The organism is Acidovorax sp. FW305-C-20-28, assembly GCF_058783375.1.
Map to the genome: position 1 here is coordinate 22,085 of NZ_JBYSYM010000002.1, position 17,620 is coordinate 39,704.

The 17,620-nt window shown below is 69.6% G+C and carries 19 protein-coding genes; 6 read left to right on the plus strand and 13 right to left on the minus strand.

The features are described 5' to 3' along the window. Positions 1-43: 43 nt before the first annotated feature. Positions 44-1,447, plus strand: a complete 1,404-nt coding sequence (gene dbpA, locus AC3WOH_RS03410) for an ATP-dependent RNA helicase DbpA (protein WP_492228007.1) — start codon at positions 44-46, stop codon at positions 1,445-1,447. Here dbpA and AC3WOH_RS03415 read toward each other — a convergent pair. From AC3WOH_RS03415 to AC3WOH_RS03430, 4 genes are all read right to left on the minus strand, one after another. Next, positions 1,437-2,150: an ankyrin repeat domain-containing protein gene (locus tag AC3WOH_RS03415; protein ID WP_492228008.1), complete on the minus strand. Its 714-nt coding sequence runs from the start codon at positions 2,148-2,150 to the stop codon at positions 1,437-1,439. The two genes, dbpA and AC3WOH_RS03415, sit on opposite strands and share 11 nt — an antisense overlap. 28 nt (positions 2,151-2,178) lie before the next feature. Further along, complete coding sequence (locus AC3WOH_RS03420) at positions 2,179-2,673, minus strand: GlcG/HbpS family heme-binding protein (RefSeq protein WP_492228009.1); 495 nt, start codon at positions 2,671-2,673, stop codon at positions 2,179-2,181. Positions 2,674-2,790: 117 nt separating this feature from the next. Beyond that, positions 2,791-3,423 carry a response regulator transcription factor gene (locus AC3WOH_RS03425; protein ID WP_492228010.1) on the minus strand — a complete coding sequence of 211 codons (633 nt, stop codon included), beginning with the start codon at positions 3,421-3,423 and terminating at the stop codon, positions 2,791-2,793. Continuing rightward, the gene (locus AC3WOH_RS03430; protein WP_492228011.1) at positions 3,420-4,964 is read right to left on the minus strand and encodes a sensor histidine kinase; all 1,545 of its coding nucleotides are present in this window, start codon (positions 4,962-4,964) and stop codon (positions 3,420-3,422) included. The genes AC3WOH_RS03425 and AC3WOH_RS03430 overlap by 4 nt, the downstream gene beginning before the upstream one ends. Before the next feature lie 46 nt (positions 4,965-5,010). Between AC3WOH_RS03430 and AC3WOH_RS03435 the strand changes: the two genes are divergently transcribed. Both AC3WOH_RS03435 and dtd read left to right on the plus strand, forming a co-directional pair. Next, a complete protein-coding gene (locus AC3WOH_RS03435; protein WP_492228012.1) occupies positions 5,011-5,955 on the plus strand; it encodes a cation diffusion facilitator family transporter in 945 nt (314 codons plus the stop codon). Continuing rightward, a complete protein-coding gene (dtd, locus tag AC3WOH_RS03440) occupies positions 5,952-6,404 on the plus strand; it encodes a D-aminoacyl-tRNA deacylase (RefSeq protein WP_492228013.1) in 453 nt (150 codons plus the stop codon). The genes AC3WOH_RS03435 and dtd overlap by 4 nt, the downstream gene beginning before the upstream one ends. A gap of 6 nt (positions 6,405-6,410) precedes the next feature. Here the strand turns inward: dtd and AC3WOH_RS03445 are convergent, their stop codons facing one another. The 6 genes from AC3WOH_RS03445 to AC3WOH_RS03470 all read right to left on the minus strand — a co-directional run bounded on the left by AC3WOH_RS03445 (position 6,411) and on the right by AC3WOH_RS03470 (position 12,385). Next, positions 6,411-6,779 carry a response regulator gene (locus tag AC3WOH_RS03445; RefSeq protein WP_492228014.1) on the minus strand — a complete coding sequence of 123 codons (369 nt, stop codon included), beginning with the start codon at positions 6,777-6,779 and terminating at the stop codon, positions 6,411-6,413. Positions 6,780-6,811: 32 nt separating this feature from the next. After that, positions 6,812-7,372: a hypothetical protein gene (locus AC3WOH_RS03450; RefSeq protein ID WP_492228015.1), complete on the minus strand. Its 561-nt coding sequence runs from the start codon at positions 7,370-7,372 to the stop codon at positions 6,812-6,814. Between the two features lie 10 nt (positions 7,373-7,382). Beyond that, entirely contained in the window at positions 7,383-8,096 is a 714-nt protein-coding gene (locus tag AC3WOH_RS03455; RefSeq protein ID WP_492228016.1) for a methyl-accepting chemotaxis protein, read from the minus strand. Further along, positions 8,093-10,459, minus strand: a complete 2,367-nt coding sequence (locus tag AC3WOH_RS03460; RefSeq protein WP_492228017.1) for an ATP-binding protein — start codon at positions 10,457-10,459, stop codon at positions 8,093-8,095. Before AC3WOH_RS03460 ends, AC3WOH_RS03455 begins: the two co-directional genes overlap by 4 nt. A 150-nt stretch (positions 10,460-10,609) precedes the next feature. Continuing rightward, a complete protein-coding gene (locus AC3WOH_RS03465) occupies positions 10,610-11,485 on the minus strand; it encodes an AEC family transporter (RefSeq protein WP_492228018.1) in 876 nt (291 codons plus the stop codon). A gap of 159 nt (positions 11,486-11,644) precedes the next feature. Beyond that, positions 11,645-12,385: a sulfite exporter TauE/SafE family protein gene (locus AC3WOH_RS03470; protein ID WP_492228019.1), complete on the minus strand. Its 741-nt coding sequence runs from the start codon at positions 12,383-12,385 to the stop codon at positions 11,645-11,647. Positions 12,386-12,545: 160 nt separating this feature from the next. Between AC3WOH_RS03470 and AC3WOH_RS03475 the strand changes: the two genes are divergently transcribed. After that, positions 12,546-13,136: a histidine phosphatase family protein gene (locus AC3WOH_RS03475; protein ID WP_492228020.1), complete on the plus strand. Its 591-nt coding sequence runs from the start codon at positions 12,546-12,548 to the stop codon at positions 13,134-13,136. On the opposite strand, the gene ybeY is transcribed toward AC3WOH_RS03475, so the two are convergent. Together ybeY and AC3WOH_RS03485 are read right to left on the minus strand one after the other, a co-directional pair. Further along, complete coding sequence (ybeY, locus tag AC3WOH_RS03480) at positions 13,133-13,630, minus strand: rRNA maturation RNase YbeY (protein ID WP_492228021.1); 498 nt, start codon at positions 13,628-13,630, stop codon at positions 13,133-13,135. The genes AC3WOH_RS03475 and ybeY overlap by 4 nt on opposite strands. A 16-nt stretch (positions 13,631-13,646) precedes the next feature. After that, a complete protein-coding gene (locus tag AC3WOH_RS03485; RefSeq protein ID WP_492228022.1) occupies positions 13,647-14,615 on the minus strand; it encodes a PhoH family protein in 969 nt (322 codons plus the stop codon). A 91-nt stretch (positions 14,616-14,706) separates the two neighbouring features. On the opposite strand from AC3WOH_RS03485, the gene ruvA reads away from it, so the two are divergent. Next, on the plus strand, positions 14,707-15,282 hold the full coding sequence (ruvA, locus tag AC3WOH_RS03490) for a Holliday junction branch migration protein RuvA (protein ID WP_492228023.1): 576 nt from the start codon (positions 14,707-14,709) through the stop codon (positions 15,280-15,282). On the opposite strand, the gene AC3WOH_RS03495 is transcribed toward ruvA, so the two are convergent. Next, on the minus strand, positions 15,283-16,431 hold the full coding sequence (locus AC3WOH_RS03495) for a carbonic anhydrase family protein (protein ID WP_492228024.1): 1,149 nt from the start codon (positions 16,429-16,431) through the stop codon (positions 15,283-15,285). A gap of 116 nt (positions 16,432-16,547) precedes the next feature. Here AC3WOH_RS03495 and ruvB point away from each other — a divergent pair, with 116 nt between their 5' ends. After that, complete coding sequence (gene ruvB, locus AC3WOH_RS03500) at positions 16,548-17,612, plus strand: Holliday junction branch migration DNA helicase RuvB (RefSeq protein WP_492228025.1); 1,065 nt, start codon at positions 16,548-16,550, stop codon at positions 17,610-17,612. Positions 17,613-17,620: the final 8 nt, after the last annotated feature.

A 17,620-nucleotide genomic window follows, 5' to 3' on the forward strand; every position in this document is an offset into this window, starting at 1 on the left:
CGGCAAATGGTCCTTTTGTGGCGTGGCCCGGATAATCGGGTCCATGACTTCCAAAGAAAACCAAGCCGCCGCTGATTTCAGCGCGCTGGCCCTCGGCCCCGCCACGCTGGCCAACCTGCAGCAGCTGGGCTACACGCAGATGACCCCCATCCAGGCGGCCAGCCTGCCGCCCGCCCTGCTGGGCAAGGACCTGATTGCCCAGGCCAGTACCGGCAGCGGCAAGACGGCCGCCTTCGCCCTGGCCCTGCTGGCCAACCTCAACCCGCGCCGCTTCGCCGTGCAGGCGCTGGTGCTGTGCCCCACGCGCGAGCTGGCCGACCAGGTGACCACCGAGATCCGCCGCCTGGCGCGGGCCGAAGAGAACATCAAGGTCGTGACCCTGTGCGGCGGCGTGCCGCTGCGCGGCCAGGCCGTGAGCCTGGAGCACGGCGCCCACATCGTGGTGGGCACGCCCGGGCGCGTCATGGACCACTTGGAGCGCCAGAACCTGTCGGTGGAGGCGCTCAACACCCTGGTGCTCGACGAGGCCGACCGCATGCTGGACATGGGCTTCTTCGACGACATCGCCACCGTGGCGCGCCAGTGCCCCAAGGAACGCCAGACCCTGCTGTTCTCGGCCACCTACCCCGAGGGCATTGCCAAGCTCAGCCAGCAGTTCATGAAGACGCCCGTGCAGATCACGGTGCAGGCCCAGCATGCCGAAGGCAAGATCGCGCAGCGCTGGTACGAGGTGAAGAACTCCGAACGCCTGCACGTGGTCTCGCAGATCCTGAACCACTTCCGCCCCGAGTCCTCGCTGGCGTTCTGCAACACCAAGCAGCAGTGCCGCGACCTCGTGGCCGTGCTGCAGGCCCAGGGCTTCAGCGCCTTGGCGCTCTACGGCGAGCTGGAGCAGCGCGAGCGCGACCAGGTGCTGGTGCAGTTCGCCAACCGCAGCTGCTCGGTGCTGGTGGCCACCGACGTGGCGGCGCGCGGCCTCGATATCGCCAACCTGGCGGCCGTGGTCAATGTGGACGTGACGCCCGACCCCGAGGTGCACATCCACCGCATCGGCCGCACCGGCCGCGGCGATGCCGAGGGCCTGGCGCTCAACCTGGCCAGCATGGACGAGATGGGCAGCGTGGGCAAGATCGAGCAGTTGCAGGGCCGCGAATCGCGCTGGTACCCACTGGCCGAACTCACCCCCACGGGCAGCGGGCCGCTGGTGCCGCCCATGGCCACCATCCAGATCGTGGGCGGGCGCAAGGAGAAGATCCGCGCCGGCGACGTGCTGGGCGCGCTCACCGGCGAAATGGGCTACACGCGCGAGCAGATCGGCAAGATCAACGTCAACGAGTTCTCCACCTATGTGGCGGTGGACCGTTCCATTGCCCGGCAGGCTGCCGACCGGCTCAACAGCGGCCGCGTCAAGGGCAAGGCCGTCAAAGCGCGCCTCGTCACCGACTGAGCATCTGTACCATGGCATCGTAGCCCCGCTGGCGTGCCAGTTGCAGAGGGGTGTTGCCCTGCCGGTCGGTCAGCGCCTTGCTGGCGCCGGCCTGGACCAGGGCCTTGAGCGTGGCCTGGTGGCGCGGCCCGCCATTGCCCAGCACGATGGACTCGATCAGCGCCGTCCAGTGCAGGTTGTTCACATGGTCCAGCGGCGCGCCGGCGGCGATCAGCTGGCGCACCACGCCGTCGTGGCCCAGGTGGGCGGCGGCGATCAAGGCCGTGCCGTCGTAGCGGCTGGTGACCTGTTTCGCGCTGGCGCCCAGCGAGAGCAGCAGGGCCAGGGTCTCTTCGTCGTCGGCCACAGCGGCGATGGTCACGGCGTCGTAGCGGTCGTTCTCCAGCAGGTCCAACCCGGTGCCGGCCTTGGCCAGCACGCGGATGGCCTCGCGCTGGCGCGCGAAGGTGGCCACATGCAGCGGCGTGCGGCCATGGGCGTCGCGGGCATTGAGCTGGGCGGCGCCGGCGCTGGCCAGCAGGCGCTGCAGCGCCGCGCTGTCACCCTGGGCCGCCGCGGCATGCATGCCCTGGTAGGCGGCGATGTCGGCCGGGCTGGGCGGCACCTGGGCCTGGGCCGGCTGCAATGCAGCACAGGTCAGGGCGGCGATGGCGCACAGCGCACGCGCCGTGCTGGCGAAAGAAGGGGCGGTGCGGTGGGCCATGGCGTGCTCGGGTTCGGTTGGTGAGGGCTTACTTGAGCTGGTCCTGCACCTTGGCGATGCCCGCCACGGCGCATTGCTCGTCCAGGTGGCCGCCGGGCGCACCGCCCACGCCCACGGCGCCGATCACTTCGTTGCCCACCTTCACGGGCACGCCGCCGCCCAGCAGCAGGTAACCGGGGATGTTGACCAGGTTGGCAGCGGCGGGGTTCTTTTGCGCGCCTTCCATCATGGCCAGGGTGGTGTTCTTGGCCGATGCCGAGGTGTAGGCCTTCAGGCGGCTGGCTTCCAGCGTGTGCGGGCCGGCGTTGTCGGCGCGGTACACGGCGCGCACGGTGCCGGCACGGTCCACCACGGTGGCGCTCACGGCGTAGCCGTTGGCGGTGCAGGTGGCCACGGTCTGGGCGGCGATCTGCGTGGCCAGGTCCAGCGAGATGTTCTTCTCGGTGCGCACGCCTTCGGCGCTGGCGGCGGTGGCAGCGAATGCGATGGCGATGGCGGCGGCGGTCTTGACGTAGCGTTGCATGGTGTGTTCTCCGGTGGTTTGGAAGGCCGGCCTGGCAGGGTGTCGGGCCGTGGGAGAACTGTAAAAAATGCAGGCCGCCGGCACCATTCGTGCGGCTACGCGCGGGCCTCCGTAGAACTACGGAGCGCCGTCCACCAGCGCCGCATAGCGCCGTATCAGCTGGGCCAGCGATTCGGCCCCGAGCTTGGCGAACAGGTTGGCGCGGTGGGTTTCGACCGTGCGCGGCGAGAGTTCGAGTGCGCGGCCGATCTCCTTGTTGGTCAGCCCCTCGATGATCAGGCCCAGCACCTCGCGTTCGCGCGCCGAGAGCTGGGCATGGCGCTCGCGCGCCTGCTGGTCGGCCTGGTGGCGCTCGCGCGAGCGCACATGCTGGCGGACGGCGTTCTGCAGGGTCTCCAGCAGCACTTCGTCGTCCACCGGCTTTTCCAGGAACTCGGCGGCCCCGGCCTTGAAGGCGCGCCGGCACATGTCCACCGTGCCATGGCCGGTGAGCATCACGACGGGCTGGTCCACACCCTGGGCCAGCAGCTGTTCCAGCAGGGTCAGGCCGCTGGTGCCCGGCATGCGCACGTCGAGCACGATGGCACCGATGCTGGCGCGGTCGAAGCCGGCGGCAAAGGCCAGCGGGTCGGCCCAGGCCTGCACGCGCAGGCCCACGGTGCCGATGAGCAGGGAGAGGCTGTCGCGCACGGCGGCATCGTCGTCCACCAGGTGGATCAGCGGCGACAGGGGCGTGGCGTGGTCGGTCATGGATGCACGGGGGTGGAGAGGGGCGCGGCCGGGTGGGCCACCGAGGGCGCCTGCGCCGTCACTGGCAGCTCCAGCACGAAAGCCGCGCCGCGACCGCCGGCCGGAGCCAGCCAGAGCTGCGCGCCCATGGCCTGTGCCAGGCTTTCGCACAGAGTGAGCCCCAGGCCCAGGCCCCCTTCGCGCGTGGTGTAGAAAGGTTCGAACAGGCGCTCGCGCGCCTCGGCCGGGATGCCCGGGCCATGGTCGCGCACGGTCAGCGCCACCTGGCCCGTGTCCTGCTGCGCCATGTGCAGTTCGAGCCGGCGCTCGCTGGCTGGCACCTGTTCCATGGCCTGCAAGGCATTCATCACCAGGTTGTGCACGATCTGCTGCAGCGCCACAGGCTCGGCCAGCACCGCGGGCAGCTCGGGTTCGGCGGCCAACTCCAGGGCCACGCCGCGCTGGCGGAGTTCGGGCTCCACCAGGTGCAGCACGTCCTGCACAGCGGCCGGCAGTGCCAGCGGCTGGGCCTGGCCGGCCAGGTCGGGCCGCTCCACCAGGCGGCGCAGCCGGCCCACCACGGCCGATGCGCGGCGCGCCTGCTCCACGGCGCGGCCCATGGCTTCGAAGGCCGTGTCCAGGTCGGGCGGTGACTCGCCCAGCAGGCGCTTGGCAGCCTGGGTGCTGGCCAGCAGGGCCGTGAGGGGCTGGTTGAGCTCGTGCGCCATGCCGGCGGCCAACTCGCCCAGGGTGTTGAGCCGGGCCACCTGGCCCAGGCGCAGCAGTTCTTCGGCCCGCTGGCGTGCCACGCGCTGGCGCCACCAAGCCAGGGCCCCGGCCCACAGCGCCGCAGTGAGTGCACACCAGCCCAGCATGGCCCACCAGGGCAGTTCGGCCGGGGTCACGGTGCGTTCGGCCACCACGTCCAGGGGTTGGCTGGGCGATGCCAGCAGCTTGTGCACGCCGAAATGCCAGCCCATGCGGTCGAGGTGGCGGCCTGGCTGGACGATGAAGGCCTGGCCGGACCGTTCGAGCGCCACGCGCACCGGGCTGGTCACCCGGTTCATCGGCCATTCTTCCTGCGGCACGGTGGCGGCCAGATCGATCTGCAGCGCGTAGCTGGCGGGGCTGCCCGCCAGCACCAGGTGGTAGCGGCCGGCGGCCAGATCGGCCAGGGCCATCTCGGCGCGCCCGGTGCGGCGCGAGGTGGCTTCGGCCGCGTCGAGCGCCGCCTTCTGTGCGGTCGGCCAGGCACCGCCGGCCGGGCGCTGCAGCACGGCCAGGATCTGCGGGTAGACAGAGGGCAGGCGCGGCAGGGTCGAGGCCGCTGCCGTGTCGGCCATGGCGCCCGGGACCGGGGGCTGGAGCAGTGCAAGCGTGGCCATCACGGCGTCGTGCTGCACCACGCGCTGGCTCAGCAGCCGGTGCACGATGCGCGCGTCGGTATCGAAGGCCGCGCGCAGCTGTTCCACGCGCGCATGGGCGAGCCAGCCGGCACCGGCTGCGGCCACGAGGGCCCACAACAGCAATCCTGCGAGGCGATGGCGCCATGCCTTGGTCATGGTGCGGATTCTGGCACGCAGGCGGTCTGGTGTAATCCATTCCGCCATGTCCACCGCAGCCCCGTCGCTCCACCCCTGGTTCACGCCCCGCAATCTGCTGTGGGCGTCGGTGGCCGTGGCGCTGGTCACCATCGCGCTCAAGACGCTGGCCTGGTACGTGACCGGCTCGGTCGGCCTGCTGTCGGACGCCATGGAGTCCTTCGTCAACCTGGCCAGCGCCGTGTTTGCGCTGGCCATGGTGACCATCGCCCAGTGGCCGGCCGACGAGAACCACCCCTATGGCCACCACAAGGCCGAGTACTTCTCCTCCGGCTTCGAGGGCATTCTCATCGTCGGGGTGTCGCTGGGCATTCTCTGGGCAGCCGGGCACCGGCTGTTCGCTCCACAGCCGCTGGAGCAGGTGGGCTGGGGGCTGGCGCTGTCGGTGGCCAGTTCGGTCCTCAACGGCGTGCTGGCCTGGCTCATGCTGCGCTCATCGCGTGTGCACCAGTCGATTGCGCTGGAGGCCGATGCGCGCCACCTCTTCACCGATGTCTGGACATCGGCCGGCGTGCTGGTGGGCATCACGGCCGCGGCACTCACGGGATGGCTCTGGCTCGACGCGGCAGCCGCGATCGCCGTCGGGCTCAATATCCTCAGGGAGGGCGTGTCCCTGGTCTGGCGCTCCTCCCAGGGCCTGATGGACGAGGCCGCCGAGCCCGAGGTCCAGGCCGCCATCGAGGCCACGCTGCAGCGCTTCGCGCAGGCCCAGGTGCCCGGGGCGGTGCGCTTCGACCATGTGTCCACGCGGCGCGCCGGCCAGCGCCAGTTCGCCAGCCTGCACCTGCATGTGCCCGCCAACTGGACACTGGGCCAGGCCGCCCGGCTGCGCGGCCAGGTGGAGCAGGCCCTGGTGGCTGCCGTGCCCGGCCTGCGCGCCACCATCGAGCTGCTGCCCAACGATGTAGAGGCGCTTTTCCATGAACCCGAAACCGAGGATGTGACGACGTGATCAGTGTGATTCAGCGCGTGCGCGAGGCGCGCGTGGATGTAGAGGGCCAGACCGTGGGCGCCATCGGCCATGGCCTGTTGGTGCTGGTGTGCGCCGAGCGCGGCGACACCGAGGCCGAGGCCGACCGGCTGCTGGCCAAGCTGCTCAAACTGCGCATCTTCGGCGACGAGGCCGGCAAGATGAACCGCAGCCTGCAGGACGTGGCCGGAGGCCTGCTGCTGGTGAGCCAGTTCACGCTGGCCGCCGACACCACCGGCGGCAACCGCCCGAGCTTCACCCAAGCCGCCGCGCCCGACGAGGGGCGGCGCCTGTTCGACTACGTGGTGGAGCAGGCGCGTGCCCTGCACCCGGTGGTGGCCACCGGCCGCTTTGCGACCGAGATGCAGGTGCACCTCGTCAACGACGGGCCGATCACCATACCGCTGCGCATCGCGCCAGCGGCTGCCTAGGCGGGGTCAGACGCCGACCAGTTTCTGGAACGAGCCCAGAACCGCCGGGCCGTTGAACGGCTTGACGATCCAGCCGCGGATGCCGGCGGCCTTGCCGCGCTCCTTCATGGCGGGCGAGTTCTCGGTGGTCAGCATCACGATGTTGACGCCGGTGTTCTTGAGCTCGCCGCGCACCTTCTCGGCCATGGTCAGGCCGTCCATGTGGGGCATGTTCACGTCGCAGACCACGAGCTTGATGCGTGGGTCCTGCTGCAGTTTGGTGAGGCCATCGCGGCCGTCCACCGCGAACGCGATGTCGAAACCGTTCTGGCCCAGGAAGTTGCCGACTTCGTTGCGCACGGTGCTGGAGTCGTCGACGACGAGGATGTTGGCCATGGTGGTGTCCTTGTAGGAAAGAGAAAAGCGGGTCAGAAGAATTCCAGCTCACCCGCGGTCTCCTGCACCTCGGGGGCCGTCCAGTGGAAGTCCATGGGGGTGTAGGCGCGGGCGCACAGGGTCGCGTACAGGGGCGGGCCGGGCAGCAGGTCGGTGATCTCGAAGTGCTGCAGGTGGTCCGTACCGATCTGCGCCAAGTGCGGCAGGCTGCGGATGTCCAGGACCTGCGGGGTGGACAGGCCCAGGCAGTCGTAGAACGCGCCCAGTTCGCGGTTCAGCGTGCCGCAGCACATGTTGCCGATCTCGCAGACCGCGTCGAGGAACGGCTGGCCACCCATGCCGGATTCGTCCAGGCCGATCCGGCCCGCGATCCAGGCGCGGGTGCGCGCATCGTGTGCGAAGTGCAGTGCGGTGATGATGCGAAAGGAGTAGGAGGCAATCGACAGCACCGCCATGTGGGTGGCTGCCGATGCCGGACCGGGGGCGGCCACGGCGCGGATCTGCGCGCCGGGGTGGTGCTGCGCCATGCTCTGGCGCAGGCCTTCGGCCATCATGCCGTCCAGGCTGTCCCTGGCGCGTTGGCTCAGTGTCATGGTGTCGGAATCAGGCACCCAGGGCGGTCTGGATCTTGCGATTGGTCAGCGCCAGGCCCATGGCCGTGTTGATGACCATCTTGCCGCCGGCCTGCATGTCCTGGAAGGTGGTGGTGGCGATCAGGTCGTTCTTGTAGAGGTTGTCCCGGTAGTGCTTGGACAGGGCCTCTGCGTTCACCGAGAGCGCGCGCATTTCGTTGGCCACCACGGCAAAGCCGCGCCCGGCAGCGCCCGCGCGGGCCGCCTCGATCGAGGCATTGAGTGCCACGATCACCATCTGGCGCACGATGCGCGCAAACTCGTCGTTCTTTTCGTGCATGTCCTTGTTGTGGGCCACGAGCTTGCTCATGTCGGCATGCCAGCGCTCGAAGGTCTTGCTGATGCCCTGCAGCTCGGCCAGGGCCTTGGCCAGCGTCTGGCTGTGGCCCATCGCGCCCTGTACCAAGGCCTGGGTCTGCTGACCGGCGCTGTGCGCGATCAGGCGCTGCTCCTGCTGCCACTGCGTGAGGGCGTCTTCCATGCGGGCCTGGGTCTGCTGCAGCGCACCGTGCAATTGATCGACCTGGGCCTGGAGCCGTGCGTTCTCGCTCTCCAGCGCCCATTGGGCATGCGGGTCCACGACCTCGGCCGCCAGCGCGGCCTGGCGCAGCCGGCGGCGTGACAGCCACCCGACCAGCGCTGCGCCCAGGGCGCCGCCGCACAGCAGCATCAGGATGTCCATCATCGTGCGGCCTCCTCGGCAAACCCCACAGGGATGCGCTGCGCCACGCCGTACTGCGCGGGCAGGTGGATCACGGTCTGGAACGGCACATGCTCCGAACCCTCTCTGGTCGGCCCCAGTTCGAGCGCGATGCTGCCACCCAGGGACTCGACAAAAGTCTTCACCGCATCCATGCCGACCCCGCGGCCCGAGATGGCGGTCACCGCGCTGGCGGTGGAGAAACCGGGGGCAAAGACCAACTGGGCCGTTTCGGCGGGCGTGAGGCGGCTGCCCTCTGGCACCAGTCCCGAGGCGATGGCTTTGTCACGGATGCGGCTGAGGTGGAGGCCCCGGCCGTCATCGGACAGCCGCAGCGCGAGCTGCGCGCCGGCCTGGTGCAGGCGGATTCCGATCCGGCCCTGCGGCGGCTTGCCGTTGGCGGCGCGCTCTGCCGCTGCCTCGATGCCGTGGTCCATCGCGTTGCGCAGCAGGTGCATGAAGGTGTTGCGCAAGACGTCGGCGACCTGGGTGCGCAGCACCACGCCACCATCGGCGATGGCGACCTGGGGTGCCTCCTTGCCCAGTTCTTGCGCCAGCCCGGGCAGCGAGGCGAGCACCGGCTCCAGCATGTCCTGCAGCGGGCTGGTGCCCAGCAGTTGCAGTGCATGCTGCACCTCTTCGAGCAGGGCACGCGGGGCGTTGGCGTCGCCGCTCTGGAGGGCGTTGCCAGCGTCTTGCAGCAGCGCGTCGATGCGTTCGCGCGGCACCATCAGGTACTTTTCCACGCTGCCACGGCGCCCCGGGCCCTTGCGGCCGAGTGTGGTGTCGTTGATCTGGGCATAGTGCTCCAGCGATGCGCGCACCGCCTGCAGTTCGGCATCGAGTGCCGCACTGTCCCAGCCCGAGAGGTCCTGGCGCAGGGCGTCGTAGCGCTGCTCGGCCGTGTGGGCCACGTCCGCCAGCTGCAGCAGGCCGTAGGTGCGGGCATTGCCCTTGAGGGTGTGCATGTTGCGAAACAGCTCCGCGACAGCGGCGCTGCGGGCCGGCGCATCGGTGGCTGCGGCGTCCAGCAGGCGCTGGTTGTGCAGCACGAAGGAGGCCGAGCTGTCCGCGAAATCCTGGAATTTTTCCTGCTGCACGGCCAGCACCTCGCCGATCATCGCCAGCTCCTGCTTTTGCGCCTGGGCGGCGCGTGCCAGCTCGCGCAGCTCGGTCACGTCGCGCACGCAGAGCATCAGGCGCTCGATGCTTCCGTCGGCCGCGGCGATGGGTGACCAGCTGAGGTCCAGCACCTTGGGCCGCCCGTCCGCGAAACACGCGCTCACCTCGCCGGGCAGCAGGTGGGCGTTGAATTCGAAGTTCATCACGTCTTCGCCGATGCATGCGTCGATGGCCGTGGTGGCCTGCGAGAGCGCATCCGCACCCAGATCGGTGTGGGTGAACAGCAGATCGACCACACTGCGCCCGGCGATCTCGCGGGTGCCGACGATGCTGGCCAGGTGGTCCGAGTATTCGGGGTGGACCAGGCCGCCGGCCTGCAGCGTCAGGATGCCCTGGGGAATGGTGTGCAGCATGACCTGGATGTCGGCCGTCCGCTGGCGGACCAGCTCGGTGCTTTCTTCGATCTTGGCCACCATGAGGTTGAAGGCCGTGAGCGAGCGCCCGATCTCGTCCATGCGCGCCACCGGCACGCGGTGCGAGAAGTCCTGGCTGGTGGCGATCTCGGTCATCTTGCGCTCCATCTCGCCGATGGGCCGCACGATCTGGCGGTACAGCATGAGCCCGATGCCCGCCATGCCCAGCACCGCCACCAGCGTGATCGCGCTCAGCGTGGTCGTGGTTTCGCGCAGGTTGGTGTTCAGCGAGGCGATGGCCTGGTCCTTGCCGCGGCGCTTTTCCACCTGCACGGCCTCGATCATCTGGCCCTGCTCGCGCAGGTACTGGTCCACGGTGGCGGCCATGGTGGCCTCGGCGGCCTCCTGCTGGCCGGCCAGCTTGAACTGGGCCGTGCTGTCGATGGCCTGGAAGTAGTTCTCCAGGCTCATCTCGGCTTCCTTGATCAGGCCGCGCTGGGCGTCGCTGTCGGCCTGGCGCATCTGCTCGGCCAGGGCCTTCTGCAGGTCCGCCTTGCGCGTGGAGAGGGCTTCGTGCAGGGTCTTGGCGCTGGCTTCGTCGGGCGCCGAGACCATGGCCATGGTGGCGATGTGCACGTCCTTGAGCTGGCCCATCAGTTCCACCGACTGGATGGTGCTGGGCACCACGCCTTCGGTGACCGCCTTGACCTGCTGGGCCCCACGGGACGACTGGTACAGCGCAAAGCCGCCGATGGCGCACAGCGCCAGGAAGGTGAGGGTGATGAGCAGGGTGATGCGCAGGCGGACGGTCATGGGCAGGACTGGCGGCTGAACCAATGTAACAATTTGATTCAACTGTCGCCGCCACGCGTTGCGGCTTGATGACAGTGCCCCCGGGCAGCCAAGGGGCAAGCCCTGCCTGGTTCGGCGCAGAAAGCCGGCGCTCCAGGCCTGCGCGGGCCGCTACGGCAAGGTGAAGGCCAGCGCGAAAGGCAGGAACACCAGTGCGCCCAGGTTGCCGATGAGCACCATCGACGCCACCTTGTCGGGCTCCTGCTGGTAGCGCTCGGCCAGAATGAAGTTGATCACCGCGGGCGGCAGCGCACCGAAGACCAGCAGCAGTCCCTGCTCGCGCGGCGCCAGGCCCATGCCCCAGGCCACGGCCCACGCGATGGCCATGCCCGCCACCGGGCGCAGCACGGCACCGAAGACGCCGAAGCCGATGGAGTGGATGCGCGAGTCCGCCATGCGCACCCCGAGCGCGAACAGCATCAGCGGGATGGAGATGTCGCCCACCATGCGGATGGCCGTGAGCAGGGGCGGCCACAGCTCCCAGCCCGCCAGGCCCACGACCAGGCCTGCGATGGCCGCCAGGATGGCGGGCGAGGCCCACACCGTGCGCAGCCGTGCCTGGTGGTCCAGCAGCCAGATGCCGAACGAGAACTGCAGCGCGTTGGAGACCACGAACATCGCCACCGCCGGTGCCAGCGCTTCCTGGCCGAAGGCCAGCACCGCCAGCGGCAGGCCCAGGTTGCCGCAGTTGTTGAACATCATGGGCGGCACCAGCGTCTTGGGGTCCATGCGCAGCGCACGTGCCACCAGCCAGCCCACCACGCCCGTGCCGGCGATGAGCAGCAGCGTGGCCGCCAGCAGCGGCAGGTGGTCCTGGGCGCGGAAATCCTTGCTCGCGATGGCGCCGAACACCAGGGCCGGCGCGAACACGGCCAGGTTGAGCTCGTTGGTGGTGGAGAGATCGGGCTTCATGCGCCGCCCGACGGCATAGCCCAGGGCTGCAATGGCGAACAAAGGAAACAGGATGGAGAGAATGCGCAGCAGCATGGAAACCCGGGGAGCGATTCCCCGAGCTTAAAGCACCTGCGCCAGGCCTGCAGGGGCAGGCCTCAGCCGTCGGCGATCGCCAGCACTTGGCGCAGGCGACCCGCGTCGATCATTTTCCGGGTGCCCCGAGGCCGGGCTGCATCCACCACCGCCCCGCTGTCATTGCCGCCAGAAGAACAAGCCCGCCATCACCAGCCCCGTGGCCACGATGCCGCCGCGCAGCCAGTGCGCGGGGATGCGCCGCGCCACGCGCGCACCGCCGTAGCCGCCGGCCGTGGCGGCCAGCATCATCATCAGGGCCTGGGGCCACTGCACCACGCCGCCGGCCGCGTAGATGGCCACGGCAATCGCCGTGAGCAGGGCCGAGACCCAGTTCTTGAGGCCGTTCATGGCATGCAGGTTCGCCTGCCCGAGCAGGCCGAACAGGGCCAGCAGCAGGATGCCCAGCCCGCCGTTGAAATAGCCGCCATAGGCCGCCACGGCCAGCAGGCCGGCGACCGCCTTGGGGGTGGAGGGGGCGCCGCCCGCCAGCCGTTGCCGCAGCCAGGGGCCAAAGGCGAACAGCGCCGTGGCGGCCAGCAGCAGCCAGGGCACCACGCGGCGGAAGGTGGACTCGGGTGTGACCAGCAGCAGGGCCGCGCCGGCCGCACCGCCCACGAGGGCCAGCACCACCAGCAGCCGCATCGACAGCCCCGGGGGCGGTGCCGTCTCTTCGCGGAACCCCCAGGCGCCCGCCATGTAGCCCGGCAGCAGCGCCACCGTGCCCGTGGCATTGGCCACTACGGGCGGCACCCCTGTGAACACCAGGGCCGGCAGGGTCAGGAAGCTGCCGCCCCCGGCAACGGCATTGAGGGCGCCGGCCACGAAGGCAGCGGCAAGCAGCAGGGCAATTTCAGGCATGGAGCGCGGGGATCGGTGGTGCAAAGGAAGCGCCAGCCCAGGCTGGCGTGGCGCGCATCTTAGGGGGAGATGCAGCGCCCTGCGCGGTCACGGCGCATGGATCGGGTAAAAGGTGTTTTGCCTCAAAAAGGGAAATTCCTCGGGCCTCCCCTGCTTCACCATGCGCACCCTGTATTTCATCAGCCACCCCGATGTCGTGATCGACCCTGCTGTGCCCATCACCCGCTGGCCCCTGTCGGCGCGTGGCAGGGACCGCATGGCGGCGGCGCTCGCGCTGCCCTGGGTGGCGGGCCTGTCGTCCATCTACTGCAGCACCGAGCAAAAGGCCATCGATGGCGCTGCCATCCTGGCAGCGCATTGCGGGCTGGGGTTCACCCAGGATCCAGCGCTGGGCGAAAACGACCGCTCCTCCACGGGCTACCTCCCGCGGGCCGAGTTCGAGGCCGTGGCCGATGTGTTCTTTGCGCAGCCCGGCGCATCGGTGCGTGGCTGGGAGACGGCCCTCGATGCGCAGGCCCGGATCACGGGGGCCGTGGCCTCCATTGCCGCCAGCGACACCACGGCCGGCAGTATCGCCATCGTCTCGCACGGTGTCGTGGGAACCTTGCTGTACTGCCACCTCACCGGTCAGCCCATTGCACGGCGCTGGGACCAGCCTGCCAACGGGGGCGGCAACTACTTCACGGTCCAGTGGGGTGCGCAGCCCCGCGCTCTGTCCTGGTGGCAGCCGGTGGATGGGGTGGACTGCTAGCGCTTGCGGGCCTTCGCTGGCTTGGCTGCTACGGGCTTGGCGTCGTAGGGGTCGGCAAAGCCCAGTTCCTGCAGGATGGCGGTCTCGTAGGCCTCCATCTCGTCGGCATCGGCCGCGCTGGTCTCGTGGTCCCAGCCCTGGGCGTGCAGTGCGCCGTGCACCAGCATGTGGGCGTAGTGCTCTTCCAGGCTCTTGTTCTGCTCCTTCGCCTCGCGCTCGATCACCGGGGCGCACAGCACCAGGTCGGCCGTGACCAGGGGCTCCTGGGTGTAGTCGAAGGTCAGCACATTGGTCGCATAGTCCTTGTGCCGGTAGTCCTTGTTGAGCTGGCGGCCTTCCTCGGCATCGACGATGCGCACGGTGATCTCGGCGTCGGTGGCCAGGGCGTGGCGTATCCAGCGCGCAACCTTGTGGCGTGGCAGCACGGCGCGGTGGGCGGCGGCGCCGTCGAAGCGGCCGAATTGCAGCGACAGAGACAGTTGGTTCAATGGCATGGCAGGTTCTCTGTGCTTACTCGCCGCGTGCGCGGGTGGAGGCCGCGCTGCGGCGTGTGGTCGAGGCTTCGTAGGCATCGACGATGCGTGCCACCAGCGGGTGGCGCACCACGTCGGCGCTGGTGAAGCGGGTGACGGCGATGCCCTTGACGCGCTTCAGGATCCGCTCGGCGTCCACGAGGCCGCTCATCGCGCCCTTGGGCAGGTCGATCTGGCTCACGTCGCCCGTGACCACGGCGCGCGAGCCGAAGCCGACGCGCGTGAGGAACATCTTCATCTGCTCGGGCGTGGTGTTCTGGGCTTCGTCCAGGATCACGAAGGCGTTGTTCAGCGTGCGCCCGCGCATGAAGGCCAGCGGTGCGATCTCGATGGCATTGCGCTCGAAGGCCTTCTGCACCTTGTCGCTGCCCATCAGCTCGTACAGCGCGTCGTAGAGCGGGCGCAGGTAGGGGTCCACCTTCTGTGCCAGGTCGCCGGGCAGAAAGCCCAGGCGCTCGCCGGCTTCCACGGCCGGGCGGGTCAGCACGATGCGCTGCACATTGCTGCGCTCCAGTGCATCTACCGCGCAGGCCACGGCCAGGTAGGTCTTGCCGGTGCCGGCCGGGCCGATGCCGAAGGTGATGTCGTGCGTGGCGATGTTCTGCAAATACAGGTTCTGCGTGGGCGTGCGCCCGCGCAGGTCGGTTCGGCGCGTGTTGAGCACGATGGCGCCGTCCGGCGCTTCCAGCAGCTCGCTGTCGCCCGCCAGCATGAGCTGGATGTGGTCTTCGGGAATGGGGCGCTCGGCCATCTCGTACAGCGCCTGCAGCAGCTCCATGGCCTGGGTCGCCTTGGCCTTGGGTCCATCGACCTTGAACTGCTCGTGCCGGTGCGCGATGCTGACCTGCAGCGCCTCCTCGATGGTGCGCAGGTGCGCATCGGCCGGCCCGCACAGGTGGGTGAGCCGGGTGTTGTTGTGGGGAGTGAAGGTGTGGCGCAGGATCACGCTGATAATTCCCGTCAGGCAATGGAAACGGCCGCAGGCACGGTGCATGCGGCGGCGCCGCGCGGCACGCCAGCGTCGGCAAAGGACATCAATGATAGGCAAATTGACCGGCACCCTGCTGGAGAAGAATCCCCCCGAGGTGCTTTTGGACTGCCACGGCGTGGGCTACGAGGTGAATGTGCCCATGAGCACCTTCTACAACCTGCCCTCGGTGGGTGAGCGCGTGAGCCTGCTCACGCAGTTCATCGTGCGCGAGGACGCGCAACTGCTCTATGGCTTTGGCACGCCCGAAGAGCGCCAGGCCTTTCGCGAGCTGATCAAGATCTCGGGCGTGGGTCCGCGCACGGCGCTGTCCATCCTGAGCGGCATGGGTGTGGGCGACCTGGCCCAGGCCATCACGCTGCAGGAGGCGGGGCGCCTGGTCAAGGTGCCCGGCATCGGCAAGAAGACCGCCGAGCGCCTGCTGCTGGAGCTCAAGGGCAAGCTGGGTGCCGACATGGGGGGCGCGCACCACCACGCCGCCAGCGATGCCCAGGCCGACATCCTGCAGGCCCTGCTGGCCCTGGGCTACAACGACAAGGAAGCGGCCGCCGCGCTCAAGGCCCTGCCGACCGACGTGGGCGTGAGCGACGGGATCAAGCTGGCACTCAAGTCACTGGCCAAATAGCTACTGGGACTCGCGTACCAGGCGGCCATGGGTCGCCTGCACGGGCCGTGCGTTGGGCGGCGACACGCGCTGCAGCAGGCGCAGCTGTTCGAGCCCTATGCTCACCGGGGCCTTCATCACGATGCGCAGCACGCCCTCGGTGCAGGGCGGGGCGCTCAGGGAGCCCGCATACTGGTAGTAGCGCCGGTCCTGCGGCAGCAGCTCGCCCACGGAAAGCACCGGCTGCGGCAGGCGCACGCGGTCCTGCGCATCCAGGGGCATGTGCGTCCAGATGCGGGTGATGAAGGCGTTGGGGCTGCCCAGCTGCATGGGCACGCTCACCACGGCCATCTGGCCGTTCGGGCCCTGGTACACCAGTTCGGTGGCCATGGGGTAGTTCTGCAGGTGCACCCGCTCCTCCGCCGGGTGGCGGAACTGCATGCGCACCAGGCGCCAGGGGGCTCCGCGCAGGGGCAGGATGCTGGCGCCTTCCACCTCCAGTTCCAGGCCGTGCCCCGTATTCCACACTGTGCCGCCGAAGAACTGGTGGCCGAAGGGCAGGGGGTCGGCCGGGCCCGTCGCCACGTCCTGGGCCGTGATGTGGATCGGTGACTGCCGCGTGCCCTGGCTGCAGGCCGCAAAGTCCGGGTGCAGGCTGCCCCAGGCCTGGGGTCCCCGGTCGCCGCTGGCGTGGTCCCAGCGCACCGTGCGCGGGTCGGCGGGCGGTGGTGGCGGGGCCGGCGGCGCGGCGGCCGCCAGTTCGGCTGCCCGCGTCTGGATGTAACGGCGGCTGGCTCCAGGGTCCTGCACAGCCGGTCGGGGCGGGGCCGGCGGAGAAATTTCGGCCTTGGCCGGCTTGCGCGGGCGCTCGGGCGGAATGCGCACCTCCACGCTGGGCAGGGGCTCGGCCCGCCGGCGTGCGCCTGGCGGGGTGGGGGCCGCATTCCGGGCCTTGGCGCGCTGGATGGCCTCGTCGATGCGGGTGGCCAGGGTGGCCTTGTCCTGCGGGTTCTCGATGCGGATCGTGCCGCTGGCGGCTCGGGAGGGTGGGGGCGGCGCGGTCTGGGCGGTCGCGGCGAGGGCGGTGGCGCCACAGGCCGCCAGCGCGGCCAGCTGTTGCAACAGCAGTGGCCGGGGCAGGCGGGTGGGCGCGGGCATCGTCTTTTTCATGGTCTTCTTCCTCTATCGGCGCCGCTCCCGCTTACTTTACCCCTGGGGGGACGCCCGGGCGATATAGTTCCAGCCTGCCCGCCCGCGCGGGCATTCGACCCCCGGACAGAACCACTGTGACCATCCAGACCGACGATTTCGCCCCCGTGCCACCGCCCAAGCGCGTGGTGTCCGCCGCGCCCGCCTCCCCGCAGGAGGAGGCGATCGAGCGTGCCCTGCGGCCCAAGCTGCTGCAGGAGTACGTGGGCCAGGCCAAGGCGCGCGAGCAACTGGAGATCTTCATCGGCGCGGCGCGCAAGCGCGAAGAGGCGCTGGACCATGTGCTGCTGTTCGGCCCGCCGGGCCTGGGCAAGACCACGCTGAGCCACATCATCGCAGCCGAACTCGGGGTGAACCTGCGCCAGACCAGCGGCCCGGTGCTCGAAAAGCCCAAGGACCTGGCGGCGCTGCTGACCAACCTGGAAAAGAACGACGTCCTCTTCATCGACGAGATCCACCGCCTCTCGCCCGTGGTCGAGGAAATCCTCTACCCCGCGCTCGAGGACTACCAGATCGACATCATGATCGGCGAAGGCCCGGCCGCGCGCAGCATCAAGCTCGACCTGCAGCCCTTCACCCTGGTGGGGGCCACCACGCGCGCCGGCATGCTCACCAACCCGCTGCGCGACCGCTTCGGCATCGTCGCGCGGCTGGAGTTCTATACCTCCGAGGAGCTGGCGCGCATCGTGCAGCGCAGCGCTGGCCTGCTCAATGCCCCCATGGACGAGGCGGGCGGCTTCGAGATCGCACGCCGTTCGCGCGGCACGCCGCGCATCGCCAACCGCCTGCTGCGCCGCGTGCGCGACTATGCCGACGTCAAGGGCGATGGCCGCATCACCAAGGAGATCGCCAATCGCGCCCTGGCCATGCTCGATGTGGACCCGCAGGGCTTCGACGTGATGGACCGCAAGCTGCTCGAAGCCGTGGTGCACCGCTTCGATGGCGGACCTGTGGGCCTGGACAACATTGCCGCCAGCATTGGCGAGGAGGCCGGCACCATCGAGGACGTGATCGAGCCCTACCTCATACAGCAAGGCTTCCTGCAGCGCACCACGCGCGGCCGCGTGGCCACCCTGGCCGCCTACCGGCACCTGGGCGTGACGCCGCCCAGGACCGGCGGGCAGGACCTGTTCGAGGGCTGAGCCGTCCC